The 19,522-nt window shown below is 69.1% G+C and carries 14 protein-coding genes; 10 read left to right on the top strand and 4 right to left on the bottom strand.

What is annotated here, in order from left to right; genetic code table 11:
- Positions 1–16 precede the first annotated feature (16 nt).
- The 5 genes from PE061_RS10385 (at position 17) to PE061_RS10365 (ending at position 6,558) form a co-directional block, all read left to right on the top strand.
- A complete protein-coding gene (locus PE061_RS10385) occupies positions 17–1,075 on the top strand; it encodes a threonine dehydratase (protein ID WP_271259007.1) in 1,059 nt (352 codons plus the stop codon).
- A gap of 195 nt (positions 1,076–1,270) precedes the next feature.
- The gene (locus tag PE061_RS10380) at positions 1,271–2,533 is read left to right on the top strand and encodes a metal-dependent hydrolase family protein (RefSeq protein WP_271259006.1); all 1,263 of its coding nucleotides are present in this window, start codon (positions 1,271–1,273) and stop codon (positions 2,531–2,533) included.
- The gene (locus tag PE061_RS10375) at positions 2,533–3,702 is read left to right on the top strand and encodes an alpha/beta hydrolase family protein (protein ID WP_271259005.1); all 1,170 of its coding nucleotides are present in this window, start codon (positions 2,533–2,535) and stop codon (positions 3,700–3,702) included. The genes PE061_RS10380 and PE061_RS10375 overlap by 1 nt, the downstream gene beginning before the upstream one ends.
- A gap of 61 nt (positions 3,703–3,763) precedes the next feature.
- Positions 3,764–5,386: an NAD(P)/FAD-dependent oxidoreductase gene (locus PE061_RS10370; protein WP_271259004.1), complete on the top strand. Its 1,623-nt coding sequence runs from the start codon at positions 3,764–3,766 to the stop codon at positions 5,384–5,386.
- 44 nt (positions 5,387–5,430) lie between these two features.
- Positions 5,431–6,558 carry an NAD(P)/FAD-dependent oxidoreductase gene (locus PE061_RS10365; RefSeq protein ID WP_420794396.1) on the top strand — a complete coding sequence of 376 codons (1,128 nt, stop codon included), beginning with the start codon at positions 5,431–5,433 and terminating at the stop codon, positions 6,556–6,558.
- On the opposite strand, the gene PE061_RS10360 is transcribed toward PE061_RS10365, so the two are convergent.
- Both PE061_RS10360 and PE061_RS10355 read right to left on the bottom strand, forming a co-directional pair.
- The gene (locus PE061_RS10360) at positions 6,555–8,630 is read right to left on the bottom strand and encodes a PQQ-dependent dehydrogenase, methanol/ethanol family (RefSeq protein ID WP_271259002.1); all 2,076 of its coding nucleotides are present in this window, start codon (positions 8,628–8,630) and stop codon (positions 6,555–6,557) included. The genes PE061_RS10365 and PE061_RS10360 overlap by 4 nt on opposite strands.
- A gap of 29 nt (positions 8,631–8,659) precedes the next feature.
- Positions 8,660–10,981 (bottom strand): TonB-dependent receptor, encoded by a 2,322-nt coding sequence (locus PE061_RS10355; protein WP_271259001.1) that lies wholly within the window; start codon positions 10,979–10,981, stop codon positions 8,660–8,662.
- Positions 10,982–11,227: 246 nt separating this feature from the next.
- Between PE061_RS10355 and PE061_RS10350 the strand changes: the two genes are divergently transcribed.
- From PE061_RS10350 to PE061_RS10330, 5 genes are all read left to right on the top strand, one after another.
- Positions 11,228–12,718 (top strand): aldehyde dehydrogenase family protein, encoded by a 1,491-nt coding sequence (locus PE061_RS10350; RefSeq protein WP_271259000.1) that lies wholly within the window; start codon positions 11,228–11,230, stop codon positions 12,716–12,718.
- Positions 12,718–13,824 carry a helix-turn-helix transcriptional regulator gene (locus PE061_RS10345; RefSeq protein ID WP_271258999.1) on the top strand — a complete coding sequence of 369 codons (1,107 nt, stop codon included), beginning with the start codon at positions 12,718–12,720 and terminating at the stop codon, positions 13,822–13,824. The genes PE061_RS10350 and PE061_RS10345 overlap by 1 nt, the downstream gene beginning before the upstream one ends.
- A 94-nt stretch (positions 13,825–13,918) precedes the next feature.
- Positions 13,919–15,007 carry a M14 family metallopeptidase gene (locus PE061_RS10340; RefSeq protein ID WP_271258998.1) on the top strand — a complete coding sequence of 363 codons (1,089 nt, stop codon included), beginning with the start codon at positions 13,919–13,921 and terminating at the stop codon, positions 15,005–15,007.
- 76 nt (positions 15,008–15,083) lie between these two features.
- Positions 15,084–17,129, top strand: a complete 2,046-nt coding sequence (locus PE061_RS10335) for a carbon starvation CstA family protein (RefSeq protein WP_271258997.1) — start codon at positions 15,084–15,086, stop codon at positions 17,127–17,129.
- Positions 17,126–17,311: a YbdD/YjiX family protein gene (locus PE061_RS10330; protein ID WP_271258996.1), complete on the top strand. Its 186-nt coding sequence runs from the start codon at positions 17,126–17,128 to the stop codon at positions 17,309–17,311. The genes PE061_RS10335 and PE061_RS10330 overlap by 4 nt, the downstream gene beginning before the upstream one ends.
- A gap of 31 nt (positions 17,312–17,342) precedes the next feature.
- On the opposite strand, the gene PE061_RS10325 is transcribed toward PE061_RS10330, so the two are convergent.
- Both PE061_RS10325 and PE061_RS10320 read right to left on the bottom strand, forming a co-directional pair.
- Entirely contained in the window at positions 17,343–18,242 is a 900-nt protein-coding gene (locus PE061_RS10325) for a tyrosine-protein phosphatase (RefSeq protein WP_271258995.1), read from the bottom strand.
- Entirely contained in the window at positions 18,239–19,519 is a 1,281-nt protein-coding gene (locus PE061_RS10320) for a purine-cytosine permease family protein (protein ID WP_271258994.1), read from the bottom strand. Before PE061_RS10320 ends, PE061_RS10325 begins: the two co-directional genes overlap by 4 nt.
- Between the last annotated feature and the right edge of the window lie 3 nt (positions 19,520–19,522).

Below are 19,522 nucleotides of genomic sequence, written 5' to 3'. Positions count from 1 at the left end.
CATCTAGCAGATTAATTTGACAAATGCCAAGGCGCGACTGAAGCAGGGCCGCACCGGGCGGCGCCCGCCGTCGCAACTCAGTCTGGGGAGACCGCACATTCTCACCTTGGAGGACATCGAAGCCGCTGCAGGCATCGTGTACGCGCATACGCCGCCCACGCCGCAGTACTGCTGGCCGCTCCTGAGTTCCCGGCTCGGTTGCGAGGTCTGGGTCAAGCACGAGAACCACAGCCCGATCGGGTGCTTCAAGCTGCGCGGCGGCCTCACCTACATGGCGCATCTTGCCCGGGAGAAACTGGCGCCGCGCGGAGTCGTCGCGCCGACGCGCGGCAATCATGGGCAGAGCGTCGCATACGCCGCCGCGCTTTACGGCATGCCCGCCCATATCGTTGTTCCGCACGGCAACGGGCCCGAGAAGAATGCGGCGATGCGCGCGCACGGCGCCACGCTGATCGAACACGGCGACGATTACCAGCAGGCAAGGGACTATGCCCTCGCCCTCGAAAAGGACGAGGGCCTGCATATGGTCCGCTCGTTCACGCCCCCGTTGCTGCGCGGCGTCGCGACCTATCCCCTTGAGCTCCTGCGCGCCGTTCCCGACCTTGACGTCATCTATGTTCCGATCGGCATGGGGTCCGGCATCTCGGCGACATTGCTGGCGAGGGATCTCGTCAATTCGCGGGCGCGGGTGATCGGCGTGGTCGCCGACGGCGCTCCCGCCTATGCGTTGTCGTTCGAGGCCGGCCGCGTGGTGGCGACACCCGCCGCGGAAACGATCGCGGACGGACTCGCGTGCCGAACCCCCGATCCGGGTGCGGTCGCCCTCATCCGGGACCGGGCAGAGCGCATCGTTCGCGTCACCGACGACGAGATTCTCGCCGCGGTCGCAGCCTATTTGCAGACGACCCACAATCTCGTCGAATGTGCGGGCGCGGCTGCGCTCGCCGCGCTGATGAAGGAGCGGGAGGCCATGCAGGGAAAAAAGGTCGCGGTCGTCGCGAGCGGGGGGAATCTGGATACGGCGATGCTGCCGGACCTGCTCCCTTACCTGCGGACGGGCGCGACGGCGGCGTAGCGGCATGATGACCGGCCCCTCCTTCCGATGCCGTCCGCGCCTCCAGCCCTGTGGGCATGGACGGCATATCTCCATTGTCGCCGGACGCCCGTCCGCGCGGCACGATCTTCATGCGAGGCAGGAACCATGACGATGCAGACGAGAACGCAAGGACCGGGTTTGAAAGGGCCGGGATTGGGCCGCAGGTTTCGGTCCGTGTTCCGGGCACTCCTCGCGATCATGGCCGCGGCATCGCCCGCCGCAGCCGCGGAGGCCGTGTTCATCCATGCCGGCGCGCTCATCACGGATGCCGCTGCGCCGCCGCGGGGACCGGCGACCGTCGTTGTCGAGAATGGCCGGATCGCCGCAATTCACGATGGCGCGATCGCGCCGGCGCCGGGCGCGCGCCTGATCGACCTTTCGCGCTATTCGCTGATGCCCGGCCTCATCGACACCCACGTTCACCTGATCAGCGACCCGACCGTCAGGGCGAGCGCGGTCAATCAGACGCCTCAGTACGGCGTCGCCGTGGCGCTGCACAATGCGAATACGCTCGTGCAGACCGGCTTCACGACGGTCCGCGACCTCGGCCCCGACCAGTTCCTGAGCCAGGCGGTGCGGGATGCGGCGGCGGCGGGGCTGCACCCGGCCCCCCGGGTCGTCTCGGCCGCCATGCTTTCGATTATCGGCGGGCACGGTCAGCTCACCGGCATGAACCCGGACGTGATGGATGCCCTCGACCGGGGCACGACCTGCACCGGCGTCGACGAATGCACGGCACGGGTCAGGCTGGCCGCGCGCAACGGCGCGGACGCCATAAAGGTCATGGCCACCGGCGGCTGGCAGACCCGTGTCGGCGGGCGGGTCGCCCAATTCACCGATGCGGAGCTGCGCGCGATCGTCGATACCGCGCATAGCCTCAACATGCGCGCCACGGCGCACGCGAGCGGCGCCGAAGGTACAGCCGCGGCGATCCGCGCCGGCTTCGACACGATCGAGCACGGCACCTTCGGGCAGGAGAACGAGGCGCGCCTCATGCGCGAGCGGGGCATCACCTTCTCGCCCACGCTTTCCGCGCTCAACTATCTGCGGGAAACGGTCGGAACCGGGGTCTATCCGCCCGACGTCGATGCACGGAACGCCGAAATCGCCGCTGTCATGGGCCGTATGTTCGGCGCGGCGCGGCGCGCCGGCGTCCGCATCGTGTTCGGAAGCGATTCGGGCGTCTTTCCTCATGGCCGCGGGATCGGTGAGGCGGAGCTGATGGCGCGTCTCGGCGGCATGACCGAGCGCGAGGTACTCGCCTCCGCCACCACGGTCGCGGCGGAGGTCCTTGGCCTTTCGAACGAGACGGGGAGGATCGCGACCGGCATGGCAGCCGACCTGATTGCGGTGGATGGCGATCCGCTGCGCGACCTTTCCGCGCTTCGCCGGGTCCGCTTCGTCATGGCGAGAGGGCGCGTCGTAAGGCAGGACTGATGGCCGGGGAATTGCCGCGTCGCTTCCGCAGGATCATCGCCGCCGTTCTGGCGCCGGCGGCCGCGCTGGCGGCGAGCCTCAGCCCGGGGGCCGCGGCGGCACAAGGGCAGGAGGTCGATTTCCACCGCTTGTTGCAGGCCCCGGACGCTCGCGAGGTCGGGCAGGTGCTGCGCGAGCTGTCGGCGCGCAATGTCTTCCCCGACCGCGTCGAGGTCGTGGCGACGCGCCGCTTCCCCATTGCAGGCCACGGGTTCGAGGCCCGCTTCATTCGCCATCGCGTCGATGGTTTCGTGCACTGCGGCGTGGCGCTCGTCCCGCGCGGCGCGGCGCCCGGCAGCCTCGCGGGGGTCGTCGACCTGCCGGGGGTCCGCTGGGATTTCCCGACGCGCAATCTTTCCGAATGGCAGGATTACGGCCGCCGCGCACTCGGGCGCTACATTCCCCGTTTCGTGGTCCTTGCCCCCTGCTTGCGCGGATCGGCCGTGGAGGCGGCGGGCTTCCGTATCGAGGCCGAAGGCGACCCTCAGGATGCGTTCGACGGTGCGGCCACCGACACCGTCGCTTTCGTGCACGCCGTCCGAGACGTGGTCCCCGAACTGGATTTCAGCCGGCTCGCGGTCTTCGGCTGGAGCCGCGGCGGCACCGTCGCCCTTCTCGCCGCAAGCCGAAGCCGCATCTTCAAGGCAGCCGTTTCGTTCGCGGGCCCGATGGATTTCTTCCGGGAAATGAATCGCTCGGATGCGTGGGCCGACGCGCTGCGGGCGGCCTATGTCTCCGGGCAGGCCCACAGTTGGGAGCACCAGCAGCTCGGCTTCTTCGTATACGGCCGGGATCGTCTGCCGCTCGGCGCATTGCGCGCGCGTCTCGTCGCCAGCTCTCCGCTCTACTTCAGCGAACGCCTGCCCCCGGTCCGGATTCACCAGGGCCGGGAGGACCGGAGCGTCGCCGCGGGCAATGCCCTGCGTATGCGCGAGGCCTTCCAGCGCGCGCATTCAACGCACCTGCATCAAACGATCATTCACGAGGGTTGGGGACACGACCTTCTGGAGAATGCCGAGGCAATGACCGAGGCCGGCGCGTTTCTCTGGCGACATATCGAAGCGTCCGGCGCCGGCACGCGCGCGGGGGCATCACGAACGGCGGCACGGGCCGAAGCGACGGCGCGATAACCGGCAGGCCTGTCCGGCCGCCGCTTGGCGTCGGGGCGGCTTGCGGCTAAAGGCCACGCCCATGCTGCGCCTGTCCGGACTCACCCTGCCGCTCGACCACGAGGCGGACGCGATGGCGCCCGCGATTTGCGCGCGGCTCGGCGTCGCGCCGGATCGCTTGCGCGGCTTCACGGTGTTCCGCCGCGGCAACGACGCGCGGAAGAAGAGCGCGATCCTGCTCGTCTACACGGTCGATGTCGATCTCGCCGACGAGGCCGAGGTGCTGGCGCGCTTCGCGAAGGACCACGACGTCCGCCGGGCGCCGGACATGGACTACCGCTTCCCGGTGCGCGCGCCCGAAGGCTGGCGCGGGCTGCGGCCCGTGGTCGTCGGCGCGGGGCCGTGCGGGCTGTTCGCCGGGCTGATCCTCGCGCAGATGGGCTTCCGGCCGATCATCCTCGATCGCGGCAAGATCGTGCGCGAACGCACGAAGGACACGTGGGGCCTGTGGCGCCGTTCGCAGCTCAACCCCGAATCCAACGTGCAGTTCGGCGAGGGCGGCGCGGGCACGTTCTCGGACGGCAAGCTCTACTGCCGCGTCAAGGACCCCCGCTTCCTCGGCCGCAAGGTGCTGGACGAGTTCGTGAAGGCCGGCGCACCCGACGACATATTGTTCGAGGCGCATCCCCACATCGGCACGTTCCGCCTCGTCACCATGGTCGAAAGCCTGCGCGAGACCATCGAGGCGCTGGGCGGCGAATACCGCTGGCAGACGCGCGTCGACGATCTGGAGCTGGACCGCGCGCCGGACGGGCGCCTGCGATTGCGCGGGCTTCATCTCCACGACGGCGACTTTCTGGAAGCCGACCACGTCGTCCTCGCCGTCGGCCACAGCGCGCGGTCGACCTTCGAGATGCTGCACCGGCGGGGCGTCCACATCGAGGCCAAGCCCTTCTCGATCGGCGTGCGCATCGAGCATCCGCAAGCGTGGATCGACGAGGCGCGCTACGGCAGGTTCGCGCGTCACCCGCTGCTCGGCGCCGCCGCCTACAGCCTCGCCCACCACTGCGCCGACGAACGCACCGTCTACAGCTTCTGCATGTGCCCCGGTGGACGCGTCGTCGCCGCGACGTCCGAGGAAGGCCGCGTCGTCACCAACGGCATGAGCCAGTATTCGCGCGCCGAGTTCAACGCCAATTCGGGCCTCGTCGTCGCCATCGAGCCCGCGCGCGACTATCCGGGCGGGCCGCTCGCGGGCATTGATTTCCAGCGCCACTGGGAATCGCGCGCCTATGCGGCGGGCGGATCGAACTACAACGCGCCCGCGCAGACGGTCGGCGACTTCCTCGCGGGCCGCGCGTCCACCGGGCTCGGAGAGGTGATCCCGTCCTACAAGCCGGGCGTCGCCATGACGGACCTCTCCACGTGCCTGCCCGCCTTCGCGGTCGAGGCGATGCGCGAGGCGCTGCCCGTCTTCGGGCGCCAGATCGCCCGCTACGATCACCCGGACGTGGTGATGACCGGCGTCGAGACGCGCACCTCCTCGCCGGTCCGGATCACGCGCGGCAAGGACTTCCAGAGCCTGAACACGGCGCGCCTGTTCCCGGCAGGGGAAGGCGCGGGCTATGCGGGCGGCATCCTCTCCGCCGCGATCGACGGGATCAAGGCCGCCGAGGCCGTCGCCGCCAGCATCGTGGCGCAGTGACGAGCGGCTTCGACGCGATCGTCCTCGGCGCCGGGGCGGCGGGGATGATGTGCGCGGCGACGGCGGGGGCGCGGGGCAAAAGCGTATTGCTCGTCGATCACGCCGACGCGCCGGGCAGGAAGATCCTGATCTCGGGCGGCGGGCGCTGCAATTTCACCAACATCCACACCGCCGCCGACCGTTACCTTTCGGGCAATCCGCACTTCGCCAAGTCGGCGCTCGGCCGCTACACGCCGCAGGACTTTCTGGCGCTCGTCGAGCGCCACGGCATCGCGTGGCATGAAAAGACGCTGGGACAACTGTTCTGCGACGGCTCGGCGCGGCAGATCGTCGACATGCTGGCCGGCGAGTGCGCGAAGGCGGGCGTCACGACCCGCCTTGGCAACCCGGCTTCCGCCATCGAACACCGCGACAACCGTTTCGTGGCAACGATCGGCGGACGAGATTACGCGGCGCCCGCGCTCGTCCTCGCCACCGGCGGACCGTCGATCCCGAAGCTCGGCGCGACCGGCTTCGCCTACGACGTCGCCCGCCGCTTCGGCCTGTCCATCGTCCACCCCCGCCCCGCGCTCGTGCCGCTGACGCTCGGCCCGGACGAGGCGCTGTTCCGTTCGCTCTCCGGCGTCTCCGCCGAGGTCGAGGTGCGCTGGCGGAAGACGCGCTTCCGCGAGGCGGCGCTGTTCACGCATCGCGGGCTTTCCGGCCCGGCCATGCTGCAAATCTCGTCCTACTGGCAGCACCGCACGCCGATCCATGTGGACTTCCTGCCCGATGCCGGGCCGGACTGGCTGATCCGTCGCAAGCAGGCGCAGCCACGCGCGTCGCTGAAACGCGTCCTCGCCGCCCTCCTCCCCGCGCGTCTCGCGGACGCCCTCGCCGAGCGCCTCGCGCTGGAGGGCGATCTCGGCAACCTCCCCGACAAGGCGCTCCGCGCGGCCGAGGCGCGCCTCGGCGGCTGGAGCTTCGCCCCCACCGGCACCGAAGGCTTCGCCAAGGCCGAGGTGACGGCCGGAGGCATATCGACGGACGGCTTGTCGTCGCGCACGATGATGGCGGCGCGCGTGCCCGGTCTCTACGCGATCGGCGAGGCCGTGGACGTCACCGGCTGGCTCGGCGGCTACAACTTCCAGTGGGCGTGGGCGAGCGGCCGGGCCGCGGGCGAGGCGGTCTAGTGCAGGCCCGCGCGCTTCGGTGATCCTCGCGCCGGTTCGGCGAGGAAGGCGTGTATATCGCGCGCGTCCGCCTTGGTGAGAACATCGGCGAAGCCCGCCATGCCCGCGTCCGCGAACGCCCCTTCAAGAACGATCTCGTCGAATACTTCGTGTACTTCGGGCGCCATCTTCCACAGGTTCGGATAGCCGCCGATCCCGTCCTTGCCGCCGTGGCAGCGTCCGCAATAGGCGCCGTAGAGCGCCCCGCCCCGCTCCACCGCCCCGGCATCGCCGCGATACTTGGCGGGCGCTTCGGTGAACGCGGTCTTCTCGCGCAGCGGCGGCAGTTCGGGCGCCGTGCCGCCCAGCTTGAAGACGATCAGCCGCTCGCGATTCTCGCGCTCGGCCGCCACCGCCCCCGGCGGATAGGCGACGTTGAGCGCGCCGCCGAAGCCCGCGTTCACCGCCACGTACTGCTCGCCGCCGATCACGTAGGACATCGGCGCCGCCATGATGCCGGTGCCGACATTGATCCGGTGCAGCACCTTGCCGGAGACGCCGTCGTAGACCGTGAGATAGCCGTCCGCCGATCCCTGCATGACGAGGCCGCTCGCGGTCGCCATCACGCCGCCGCTCCAGAACGGCAGTTCGCTGCTCGTCCACGCGATCTTGCCCGTCTTCGGGTCCCACGCCGTCAGCACGGCGTCGAAACGCGGCTTCGGCTGGCCGGGGAAGGCTTCTGTGGAATCGGCGCCGCCCTTGCCGAACGCGCCGAACGCCGGGAATGCGGCGATCGAGCCCTGAATGCCGCTGTAGGGCTTGTAGGGCTGGTCGTACATCTGGAAGGTCATCGGCGCCTGAAGCACCGGGATGTACACGAGGCCGGTCTTCTCGCTGTACGCCATCGGCGGCCAGTTGTGCCCGCCCGCTTCCGACGGCCAGACGAGCTTGGTCTCCTTCGAGTAGTCGGACTGCTCGGTGAAGACCGGCCGCCCGGTTTTGAGGTCGACGCGCTCCGCCCATGTGACGGTCGTGAATTTCTCCGCCGAGAGAAGCTCGCCGGTCACGCGGTCGAGCACGTAGAAGAAGCCGTTCTTCGGTGCCTGCATGATGACCTTGCGCGGCTTGCCGCCGAACTCGATGTCGGCAAGCACCATGTTCTGCGTCGCGGTATAATCCCAGCTGTCCTGCGGCGTCGTCTGATAGTGCCACACCTTGCGGCCCGTATCGGCATTGACCGCGACGATCGAGGAGAGGAACAGGTTGTCGCCGCCGCCGGGGCTGCGTGACCACAGGGGATGCGGCATACCGTTGCCGGTGCCGAGATAGACGATGTTCGTGTCGGGGTCGTAGACGATGGAATCCCAGACCGTGCCGCCGCCGCCGAGATCCCAGCGCGAGTCCGGGCTCCATGTCTTCCGGGCTTCGGCGACTTCGGGATGCTCGTCCGGCCCTGCGCCCGGCACGGTGAAGAAGCGCCACGCGAGCTTGCCGGTCTTGCGGTCGTAGGCGCTCGCGTAGCCGCGCACGCCCATCTCCGCGCCGCCGTTGCCGATGACGACGGTCTTGCCCGAAACGCGCGGCGCGCCGGTGATGGCGTAGCTGCGCGTGCGGTCGGTGATCGTGTCGACCTTCCACAGCTCCTTGCCGCTCGCCGCATCGACGGCGGCGAGCCAGCCGTCGAGCGTCGCCACGTAGACGACGCCGTCCGCGACATCGACGCCGCGGTTCACGGCATCGCAGCAGGTCCGGCGCGCGAACTGGCCGTCGACCTCGGGGTCGTACTGCCACTTGAGCGCGCCGGTCTTCGCGTCGAGCGCGTAGACGACGCTCCACGGGCCGGTGAAGTACATGATGTTATCGACGACGACCGGAGTCGACTCGACGCCGCGGTGGGTGCGGCCGCGCACGACGAAGTCGGTGAACTCCCAGGCGACGCCCAAAGTTTCCACGTTCCCGGCGTCGATCGCGGTGCCGGTGTAGTAATAGGCCGTCGCGCGCTGCCAGTCTGGCATGGACGGCGCGCCGCACGCGGCGGCGAGGGACAGGGCGGCAAGCGCCGCGATCCTGACCGAACGGACCCATGCGATCATTACCGTTCCCCTCCCCTTTACGCCTGCACTCAGAACTTCTGACGCACCTCGATCCCGATCGTGCGCGGACGCAGCGTCGTCGCATAGTCATTGCCCGATCCGAGGTTGGTGTCGATCCACGGCTGCACGTCGAAGATGTTGTTGAAGTAAAGCCGCAGCTCGGTCGAGCCGTTGTCGGCCGAGATCGAGGCGTTCACGACGTCATAGCCCTCGCGGAACTCCGCGAGGTTCGGAACGAGGCCCATCTCGGCATCCGAGAAGGTGACGGCCTGCACGCGGTCGAACATCCGCCGCGCCTTGCTCTGGTACTGATATTCGGCGCGGGCCTGCGCGCGCCACCCGGAGCCGACGTCGAAGCCGTAGCTGGCGAAGGCGCTCGCCATCCACTTCGGCACGGCGAGCACCTCGTCGTCGTCCTGCGCGCTGGTGCCGGGCGCCGCATCGGTGATCTTCGCGCTCGTGTATGTCGCGTTGCCGCCGATCTGGAAGCCGGGCACGACCGTGAAGCGCCCCTCGACCTCGGCGCCCTTCACCTCGGCGCTGCCGGCGTTGCCGGTGAAGGCGAAGCCGCAGTTGATGAGGTTGAGCTGCTGCTGGATCTTCTTCCAGTCGGTGAAGAACACGGCGCCGTTCAGCGTCACGCGGCCGCCCGCGAACTGGTTCTTGGTGCCGAGCTCGTAGCTCCAGAGGTTGTCGGACTCGAAGCTGTCGGGCGCCGCGGTGAGGCCGAGGCGCTCGAGATCGGCCGCGCAGAGCACGGGGTTGATCTGGAAGCGGTTCGGGCCGCCGGGGCGGAAGCCCTTCGCCGCCGAGGCGAAGATCATGGTGTCGGGCGTCGGCTTGTACGAGACGCCGACCTTCGGATTGACGCCCTTCTCGTTGCTCTTGCGGCCCTCGACGAGCGTCAGCCCGCCGTTGAAGGGGCCGTTGCCCATAATGTCGACTTCCTGCCTGATCTGGAACAGGCGGACACCGGCGGTCACGTCGAGACGATCGGTGATCGAGAAGGTCGCCTCGCCGAACGCCGCGTACTGCTTCGTCTTGGTCGTCGTGTCGCCGACATAGCCGGTGGTGGTTCCGATGATCGGCTCGGCGCCGGGCGTGTCGACGATCTGGTAAAGATTGTCGTCCTGCCAGGAATAATAGAGGCCCGCGACCCACTTCAGCCGGTCAGCGGGACCACCCGACGAGAGGCGGACTTCCTGGCTGAACTGCTTCGTGTGGCTGGCGGAGAGGTTGTTGCTGGTGAGCGGGAACATCGGCGGCACCAGCCCACCGACGAAGAAGCTGTAATCACGCCACCAGTCCAGCCGGCGATCGAAGTAAGCGGTGAGCGAGGTGAACTGCACCGCGCCCAGCGACTTGCCGATGTCGAGGCTGTAAATCCCCGTCTTGTCGGTGGTGCGCTGCGGCAGGCGGAACGAGGAGGTCAGCTTCTCCGTGTCGCCGAGGAAGAACTGCGACGGGTTCTTCAGCTCATAGCGCTGGTAGAACAGCGCCGGGCGGATCGCCCATGTCGCGTCCGGCTCCCACTGGAACGACAGGCGTCCGACGAAGCTGTCCGCCTTGTTGTGGTTCGAGGAGGAGCGGCCGGAGAGCGCATCCTGCACGAGCGGCGTGTAGTCCGGCGACGGCGTGCTCGAATAGTTGGAGTTGCGCACGAGGCCGGGCGCGTTGTCGATGTAGCCGCCGTCGCGGCGGTAGAGGAAGCCGGTGCGCATGGCGAGCTTGTCCGTCACCAGCGGCAGGTTCAGGATGCCCTCGACGTTGTAGGAGGGGTCGCCGTGCGCCGTGGCGGCGAAGCCCGCGGCGGCGCTTCCCGAAAGCGCCGACACGTCCGGCCGCGCGCTCACGTACTTGATCGCGCCGCCCATCGAGCTGCCGCCGTAGAGCGTGCCCTGCGGCCCCTTGAGGACCTCCAGCCGCTCCATGTCGAAGAAGATCGGATCGAACGCGCCGCTGAACGTGGTCGCGATCGTCACCAGCGAGATGTCGTCGAGGTAGATGCCGACGGTGGGCGACGACGCCACGGTGCTGACACCGCGGATGTTGTAGTTGCCGAGGCCGCGCTCGACGTTCGAGAAGGACAGGCCCGGCACGCTGCGCATGATGTCCTTCACGTCGACCGCGCCGCGCTCGCGAAGCTGGTCCCCGGTCATCGCGTTCACCGAGATCGGCACGTCCTGAAGCCGCTCGCTCGTCTTGCGCGCCGTCACCACGATCTCGCCCGCATCGAGCGTCGGAGCGGTTTCGGCCTCCTGCGCCATCGCCGAGGCGCCGAGCGCGATCGACGAGACGCCGAGCGCCAGCAGGCCGCGGCTGAAAGTGGCAGAAAATGCGTTCTTCTTCATGAGTTTCCCCTCTTTTGTCGTTCGCCGCCGGGCCTTCGCCTCCGGATGAGCGGGCTGAGTTCGCACCATGCGGCGCGCGCGTCGCAACGTCCTTTCCATTTTCCCGAACTTTGTTTGCGCTACCCCGAACACGCCGGCCCCCGCGCGGATTTGGCGCCCGCTCATAGATTTTTCGCGGCGCCGCAAAAGCGCGGCAAGGCAACATCTTCCACCCTCCGGGAAACACGCACCTCAAAGGGCAAGCCCATGACCACGCCCCCCATAGACTGGCACGCACGCGCCGCCGCGATCACCCTCCCCGTCCGCCCGTTCATCGACGGGCGCTTCGTCGAGTCCACCGGCGCCGAGCGCTTCGATTCAATCAATCCGGCCGCGAACAGGCCGGTCTGCACGCTTCCGGCGGGCACGGCCGAAGACGTCGACCGCGCGGTCGCCGCCGCCCGGCGCGCCTTCGAGGACGGCCGCTGGGCAAAGGCGACACCGCTTCAGCGCAAGGCCGTGCTGCTGCGCATCGCCGAGCTGATCGAGGCGAACGCGGACGACCTCGCGCTGATGGACTCGCTGGAGATGGGCAAGGCGATCTCCGCCGCGCGCGCCGAGATCGCCTTCGCCACCGGCTTCTTCCGCTACTACGGCGAGGCGGTCGACAAGCTCTACGGCACCGTCGCCCCTTCCGACGGCATCACGCTTTCGCTCGGCCTGCTGGAGCCGCGCGGGGTCGTCGGCGCCATCGTGCCGTGGAACTTCCCGCTCATCAACGCAGTGCTGAAGGCCGCCCCCGCGCTCGCGGCGGGCAACAGCGTCGTCCTGAAACCCTCCGAGATCGCCTCGACCTCGGCGCTGAAACTCGCCGAAATCGCGGCGGAGGCGGGCCTTCCGGACGGCGCGCTCAATGTCGTGCCCGGGCTCGGTCCCACGGTCGGGCAGGCGATCGGCCGCCACGGCGGCATCGACCTTGTCAGCTTCACCGGCTCCACCGCGACCGGCCGCCTGTTCATGACCTACGCCGGACAATCGAACGGCAAGCCGCTGCTCCTCGAATGCGGCGGCAAGTCGCCGCAGGTGGTCTGCGGCGACATGGCGGACGACCTCGACGCCGTCGCGGCGCGCGTCGCCCACGACGCCTTCTGGAACCAGGGGCAGTGGTGCGCGGCGAAAACGCGCCTGATCGTCGAGGACGGTTTCCACGACCGGCTCGTCGAAGCCGTGATCAGGGCGGCCGCAGAGCGCGTCCCCGGCGATCCGCTCGACCCCGCCACCAACTTCGGCACGATCGCGACCCGAGGCCAGCTGGGCAAGGTCCGGGGCTTCATCGACCATGCCCGCACCGAGGGCGCGAACGTCGCGTTCGACGGCGGCACGTGGGGCGAAACCTCGACCGCGCCCGCGATCCTCACCGACGTGCGCCCGGACATGACCGTCGCCTGCGAGGAGGTGTTCGGGCCGGTGCTCTCGGTCATGCGCTTCCGCGACTTCGACGAGGCGCTCGCCATCGCCAACGACACCGCCTACGGCCTCGCCGCCAGCATCTGGACCCGCGACGCCCGCCGCACGCAGGCGGCGGCGCGCGGCATCCGCGCGGGGCGCGTCACCGTGCGCGCGAGCGCCGCGGCGGGCGAGCACTCCGGCTTCGCGCTCGGCGCGGAACCGTGGGGCGCCTCGGGCTTCGGCATCGAGGGCGGCATGGAGGGGCTGCGCTCCTACTGCCGGTTCAAGTCCGTGGAGATCGTCTGCTGATGCGCGCGGCACACGCACCGGCGGAAACGGGCGGCTCTCTGGACACGCCGCCGGGCGACCGTATAGTCGGCGCGCTGCATTTTTCAGGGACGCGCGCGTTGAACAACAGCCTCGACACCGCCCAGACCGGCTTCGATCCGACGCTCCGGTCTGTCGTCGAAGCCCTGAACGCGGACATCGAACGCTATCCCGGGCCGGTCGGCAACGCCTTCCGGCTGGTGCCGGACAGCGACATCCTGCGCGGCCGGTATCACGGGATGACGATCCGGCCCGGTTTTTCGATGGTGCTTTCCGACCTGCATTACACCGCGGAGAATCTCTACCACCACGTTTGCGGCGACTACATGAAACTGCACTTCAGGCTGTGCGGCGGCAGCGTGATCGGCAGCGAACAGAAAGAGGACGTCGCGGTTCCGGCGGGCCGCATGTCTTATCTCGTCCAGCCGCCCGACAGCGTGAAATACGAGCGCGTGGGCGCGGAAAGCCACGAACGCTCCATCACGATGATCTGCAGCAAGGACTTCATGTCGGAACTGCTTTCGCCGAACACGCCCGACCTCCCCGTCCCGATCGCGGACTTCCTGCGGGCGCGCGGGCCGCGGTTCACCCATAGCGGCCTGCCCATGCCGCCGCAGATACGCCCCATCGTCGAGGATATTCTGAGCCCGCCGCAGACGGGTCCTCTCGGCAACCTGATGATGGAAGCAAAAGCGCTGGAACTTCTTTGCTTCGCGATCAAGCAGATCCTCGGCAGCGCGCGCACGGCGGACAGCATCCGCCCGCGCGACCGCCGGAAGATCGAGGACCTCTGCCAGATGCTCGACGAGGACACGCAGGCCTCGCTCTCGATTGCCGACCTCTGCCGCCATCTCGCGTGGAACGAGACGCAGATGATGGAGTGCTTCAAGCAGGTGACGGGCACGACGATCTCCAACTACCGCCAGCGCGTGCGCATGGACAACGCGCTCAGGCAGCTCTGCGATACCGACGCCTCGATCACCGAGGTGGCGTTCAATGCGGGCTACGAGCACCCCAGCAACTTCGCCACCGCCTTCAAGCGCACGTTCGGCTTCTCGCCGCGGCTGGCCCGCGCGCGGCTGAACTAGAGAGCCCCCGCACAGGCATTGCGGCGCCCCGCAAAGGAAGGCGCGCGCCTGCCGTGCCAGAATGGCCCGCAAGGTCCGCCGCAACGAGGTTACGATGATGAACTCCGCCGCCAGCTTCAGCCCCGACTATCGCAGCGCGCGCGCCAAGTTCCTCGAGGAGGCCGCGGCGGCGGGCGGGGCGCTCGAAGCCGTCGCGCACCCCGAACGCGGCCCGGACGGCGGCGAGATTTTCACCGATGTCGCCGCGTTCGGCGTCGAGGGCGCGGAGCGCGTGCTGGTGCTGATCTCGGGCACGCACGGCGTCGAGGGCTTCTGCGGGTCGGGCGCGCAGGTCGACCTGCTGCGGCGCGGCGAGATCGCGCGCCGTCCCGGGGGCGTCGGCATCCTGATGATCCACGCGGTCAACCCCTACGGCTTCGCGTGGCTGCGCCGCGTGACGCACGAGAACATCGACCTCAACCGCAACTGGATCGACTTCTCCCGGCCCCTCCCCGAAAACCCCGGCTACGACGTGCTGCATCCCGCGATCTGCCCGCCGGTGTGGGACGAAGCCGCGCAGGCGGCGTCGGCGGCGGCGGCGGCGCGCTACGCCGAGGAACACGGCGCGCTCGCCATGCGCGCGGCGATGATGGGCGGGCAATACGCTTACGCCGACGGCCTGTTCTACGGCGGCAAGGGGCCGAGCTGGTCGCGCGCCACGCAGGGCGCGATCCTGACGCACTATCTGGCGAACGTCGCCAAGGTCGGCATCATCGACTACCACACCGGCCTCGGCCCGTGGGGCTTCGCCGAGCAGATCATCGTCACCTCGCGGGACAGCGACGGCTTCCGCCGCGCCGCGCGCTGGTACGGCGCGGCGCTCGCCTCGGTGGCGGACGGCCTGTCGGCGTCGGTGCGGATCGAGGGCGACGGCCTCAGCGCCGCCCCCGCCCTGCTGCCCGGGGCCGAGATCACCGGCATGGCGATCGAGGTCGGCACGCTGCCCACCGATCAAATCCTTGCGGCGCTGCAGGCCGATTGCTGGCTCCACGCGCACGGCGACCCCGCCGCCCCCGCCGCGAAGCCGATCAAGGACGCGATCCGGGGCGCCTTCTACGGCGACAGCGACGACTGGAAGGGCATGATCGCCGGACAGTCGCTGCTCGCCGTGCGGCAGGCGCTCGCCGGGCTCTCCGAAGGCTGAACGGCGCCTCCCCCTCTGGCGCAACGCGTGCAAAGATGAGATGCACGCGGAAACAGAAGCCGGCGGGGGAGGTAAGATGCGTCATTTGCCGTGGATCGTGTTTGCGGTGGTGGGCGCGTTCGCGCTTGGAGTGATCGCGACGGAGCGCGGCGAGCCGATCAACGCGCTGTGGATCGTGACGGCGGCGGTCTGCCTGTTCCTCGTCGCCTACCGCTACTACGCGCTCTACATCGCCCGGCACGTGATGCGGCTCGATCCGAACCGGCCGACGCCCGCGCTGCGCCGCGCCGACGGCCTCGACTACGTGGCGACCGACCGCACCGTGCTGTTCGGGCACCACTTCGCGGCGATCGCGGGCGCCGGGCCGCTCGTGGGGCCGGTGCTCGCCGCGCAGATGGGCTACCTGCCCGGCACGCTGTGGATTCTCGCGGGCGTCGTCGTCGCGGGCGCGGTGCAGGACTTCATGGTGCTGTTCATCTCGATGCGCCGCGACGGGCGCTCGCTCGGCGAGCTGGTGCGCATGGAAATGGGCGCGGTCGCGGGCACGATCGCGCTGTTCGGCACGCTGATGATCATGATCATCCTGCTCGCCGTGCTGGCGCTCATCGTCGTGAAGGCGCTCGCCGAAAGCCCGTGGGGCATGTTCACCGTCGCGGCCACCGTGCCGCTCGCGATGGCGATGGGCGTCTATGCGCGCTGGATACGGCCGGGCAAGGTCGGCGAGGTGTCGCTGATCGGCTTCGCCGGGCTGATCCTCGCCATCGTCTACGGCCAGCAGATCGCGGCATCGCCCGTGTGGGGCACGGTCTTCACCTTCACGCCCGTGCAGCTCTGCTGGCTGCTGATCGGCTACGGCGCGGTCGCGTCCGTGCTGCCGGTGTGGCTGCTGCTGGCGCCGCGCGACTACCTCTCCACCTTCCTCAAGATCGGCGCCATCGCCGCGCTTGCGCTGTGCATCGTCATCATGGCGCCGCCGCTCCGGATGCCCGCGCTCACGCAGTTCGTGGACGGCAGCGGGCCGGTGTGGGCGGGATCGCTGTTTCCGTTCCTGTTCATCACCATCGCCTGCGGCGCCGTCTCGGGCTTCCACGCGCTGATCGCCAGCGGCACGACGCCGAAGCTGATCGCGAACGAAAGCCACGCGCCGCTCATCGGCTACGGCGCGATGCTGATGGAGGCCTTCGTCGCCGTCATGGCGCTGGTCGGCGCCTCGATCCTCGATCCCGGCATCTACTTCGCGATGAACAGCCCGACGGCGGTGCTGGGCCCGGACGCGGCGAGCGCCGCGGCGGCAGTGACGAACATGGGCTTCCCGATCACCGCGGAGGCGCTGACGCAGGCCGCGAGGGACGTCGGCGAGGCGACGATCATCTCGCGCACCGGCGGCGCGCCGACGCTCGCCGTCGCGATGGCGGAAATCTTCAGCCACGTGATCGGCGGGCCGGGCATGAAGGCCTTCTGGTACCACTTCGCGATCCTGTTCGAGGCGCTGTTCATCCTGACGGCGGTGGACGCCGGAACGCGCGCCGGGAGGTTCATGCTGCAGGACCTGATCGGCCTTGCCGCGCCGGGCTTCCGCGACACGAAGGCGCTGCTGCCCGGCCTTGTCGCCACGGGGCTCTGCGTCGCGGGCTGGGGCTTCTTCCTCTATCAGGGCGTCACCGATCCGCTCGGCGGCGTCAACACGCTGTGGCCGGTGTTCGGCATCTCGAACCAGATGCTGGCGGCGATGGCGCTGATGTTCTGCACCGCCGTGCTCTTCCGCATGAAGCGGGACCGCTATGCGTGGGTGACGGCGATCCCCACGGCGTGGCTGCTCGTCTGCACGGTGAGCGCGGGCACGCTCAAGCTGTTCTCGCCCGACCCGAAGATCGGCTTCCTCGCGCACGCGGCGAAGTTCTCGGAAGCCGCGGCGCGCGGCGAGGTGCTCGCCCCCGCGAAGTCGATGGCGGAGATGCACCGCATCATCTTCAACGACCGCATCGACGCCGCGCTCTGCGCGCTGTTCCTCGCCGTCGTGCTCGCGCTGCTCGGCTTCGCGGTCCGGACCTGCCTCGAGGCGCGCCGCAGCCGCGAGCCCACGGCGCGCGAAATCCCGGCCGCCGCGGTGCCCGCCGAATGACCGGGCTCCTTGCGCGCCTGCGCGAAACCGCGCACCTGATGGTCGGCCTGCCGAGCTACGAGGCCTATCTGAGGCACATGGCCGAGCGCCATCCCGACCGGCAGCCGATGAGCGAGGCAGAGTTCTTCCGCGACCGCCAGCAGGCCCGCTACGGCGGGAAGAACGGCGGCCGATGCTGCTGAACCGCAGGTCTGCCGGCCGGCCGGGAAAGCCCTATTGCAGGTAAAGCGAGCGGAGCCGCGCCAGCTGGACCGCGTTCAGGCCGATCTCCTGCTCAAGGTAGGCCGGGACCGATCCCCAGCGCGCCTCGATCACATCGAAGGACACCGCGAGGTAAGGCTTGCCGTCGGACGCGGAGAGCGAAGGCGGCTTGGCGGTCTCCGGCTCCTTCCGGTACCTGATGAAATAGGCATAGACCGGATTGACCGTCGCCAGCGCGTCCGGGATCGGCGCGACTTCCCACTCGACGCGGCGATGATCCTCGGACAGCAGGTAATCGGCATAGATGGTCTCGCGGTCCACGCCGAGCGCGCTCAGCACCAGCGCCGCCGCCAGCCCCGTGCGATCCTGCCCCGCCGAGCAGTTGAACAGCATCGCCCCCTCGTCGGCGAGCAGCCGATCGAAGAGCAGCCGCACCTGCGGCGCGATCAGCGTGGGCAGCACGGTGTACATGTCCTTGATCGCCGCCTCGGTGCCGCCCTTTTCCTTCAGCGCCGTCCGGATCGTCTCCAGCAGCGGCGCGAAGGAATAGCCCACGGCGTTGTAGCGGATGCCGTCGAGCCGGGTCGGCGCGAGGATACGCTCCTCGTCGGAGCGCAGGTCGACGATGTTCGCGATGCCGAGCGCGCGGACGGCAGCGACATCCGCGTCGGTCAGCATCGGCTGCGCGCCCGCGCGATAGATGCGGCCCCAGCGCACACTCTTTCCGCCGGTCCCGACATAGCCGCCGATGTCGCGGAAATTGGACGCCTGTTCCAGCTTCACGATGCGTTCCGGGGCGGCAAGCTCGACAGGCGCGGCAGGCGTCTCGCGCGCGATCGCCTGCGCGCCCGCGGGCGGCTGGATGCAACAGGCGAGAAGCGGCGCGAGGCCGATCAGCAGTGCATGTCTCATATCTCGACTCTCCCTGTTCCGGCCCCTGTTTCGGCCCGTGTTCCGGTGGGCGGCACGGCCTCGATGTCCGCCAGTCTCGACGCGGCGGCTGCCAGCAGAAAAGCGACGATAAAGCCGTCGAGCGCCGAAGTCCCGGTGATGCCCACCCCATATTCGCTGAATGTCGCCACGGCGCTGGCCGCGCACCAGATCGCCAGATTGCGCCAGCGCACATCCGCCGCCGTCATCCTGCCGAAGATCGCCTGCTGGATCAGGATCGCGGCGGCGGGCGGAAACACCAGTCCGAGCAGGACGAGATAGCTTACGAAGGCGTTCTGGACGCCGGCGAGCGCGATCAGCCCGCCGATGATCGCCGTGACGATCACGATTTTCGTGAAGGAAACCTGCCTGACCCAAGTGGATGTCACCAGCGCCGACGAATAGAGCGTCATGATTCCGTTCTGCGCCAGGCCAAGCGGCAACAGGATCGTCAGAAGCGCCGGCATACCGAGCATGATGAGCACTTCCGCCGGATCGCCGCTCCGGGCGACGAGCCCCGCCGCCGCATAGCAGCCGATCACGATCGCCCAGACCGGACCCAGCGCCATGCCGGCCGCGATCATCACGTCTCGCGGGCGGCGAATGAAGCGGCTGTAGTCGGGCAATATGATGCAGCCGATGACGAAGGAGCCGATGATCGCCGATATTCCCCTGCCGAGCGGCATGGCGGCGTCGGCCGCCGTATCCACCGACTCCAGCTTCGGCAACGCCATCAGCGCGACGAAGATCAGGAGCAGCGCCAGCAGCGGAACGAAGATCAGCGGCACCCGCGCGATCACCGAAAAGCCGAAGATCGCGATCGCGCCGATGGCGAGCGTCGCGCCGACGATGCCGAGCGCGAGCGGCGGCGGCGCACCGAACGCGCGGCGGATGCCGCCGACCGCCAGTTCGCCGATAAAGCCCATCTCGACGGCGAACCAGCCGAGCAGCGCGATCCCGAGCGCGGCGGTCAGTACCCGGGCGCCCTTGATGCCGAAGGCCTGCTCGGCGAGCAGCGCGGTCGAGCGCCGCGTCCGGACGCCGGCATAGGCCATCAGCATGGCTAGCGCGGCGGTCAGCCCGCACCCCGCGACGATGACGGTCATCGCGTCGAACAGGCCGTAGTCGCGACCGATCGCGCCGCCCAGGATGATGATGGGCACCCCCATGATCGAGCCGATCAGGATGAGCATGATCGACGCGGCGGAGCGATCGGCGCGCTCGGCGGGCACGGGTTCGCGCGGGAATTCATTGCTCATTCG

Origin of the sequence: Sphingosinicella microcystinivorans (genome assembly GCF_027941835.1) — a bacterium.
Classification (GTDB): Bacteria; Pseudomonadota; Alphaproteobacteria; order Sphingomonadales; family Sphingomonadaceae; genus Sphingosinicella.
The sequence above is the reverse complement of the archived record's forward strand: the minus strand, read 5'-3'. Positions and strand labels throughout refer to the sequence as shown.

What these genes read in the sequence shown, in the direction of transcription:
- PE061_RS10375 (WP_271259005.1), top strand. Translation starts at nt 2,533, where the DNA reads ATGGCCGGGGAATTGCCGCGTCGCTTCCGCAGGATCATCGCCGCCGTT.
- PE061_RS10370 (WP_271259004.1), top strand. Translation starts at nt 3,764, where the DNA reads ATGCTGCGCCTGTCCGGACTCACCCTGCCGCTCGACCACGAGGCGGAC.
- PE061_RS10365 (WP_420794396.1), top strand. Translation starts at nt 5,431, where the DNA reads ATGATGTGCGCGGCGACGGCGGGGGCGCGGGGCAAAAGCGTATTGCTC.
- PE061_RS10360 (WP_271259002.1), bottom strand. Translation starts at nt 8,630, where the DNA reads ATGATCGCATGGGTCCGTTCGGTCAGGATCGCGGCGCTTGCCGCCCTG.
- PE061_RS10355 (WP_271259001.1), bottom strand. Translation starts at nt 10,981, where the DNA reads ATGAAGAAGAACGCATTTTCTGCCACTTTCAGCCGCGGCCTGCTGGCG.
- PE061_RS10350 (WP_271259000.1), top strand. Translation starts at nt 11,228, where the DNA reads ATGACCACGCCCCCCATAGACTGGCACGCACGCGCCGCCGCGATCACC.
- PE061_RS10345 (WP_271258999.1), top strand. Translation starts at nt 12,718, where the DNA reads ATGCGCGCGGCACACGCACCGGCGGAAACGGGCGGCTCTCTGGACACG.
- PE061_RS10340 (WP_271258998.1), top strand. Translation starts at nt 13,919, where the DNA reads ATGATGAACTCCGCCGCCAGCTTCAGCCCCGACTATCGCAGCGCGCGC.
- PE061_RS10335 (WP_271258997.1), top strand. Translation starts at nt 15,084, where the DNA reads ATGCGTCATTTGCCGTGGATCGTGTTTGCGGTGGTGGGCGCGTTCGCG.
- PE061_RS10330 (WP_271258996.1), top strand. Translation starts at nt 17,126, where the DNA reads ATGACCGGGCTCCTTGCGCGCCTGCGCGAAACCGCGCACCTGATGGTC.
- PE061_RS10325 (WP_271258995.1), bottom strand. Translation starts at nt 18,242, where the DNA reads ATGAGACATGCACTGCTGATCGGCCTCGCGCCGCTTCTCGCCTGTTGC.
- PE061_RS10320 (WP_271258994.1), bottom strand. Translation starts at nt 19,519, where the DNA reads ATGAGCAATGAATTCCCGCGCGAACCCGTGCCCGCCGAGCGCGCCGAT.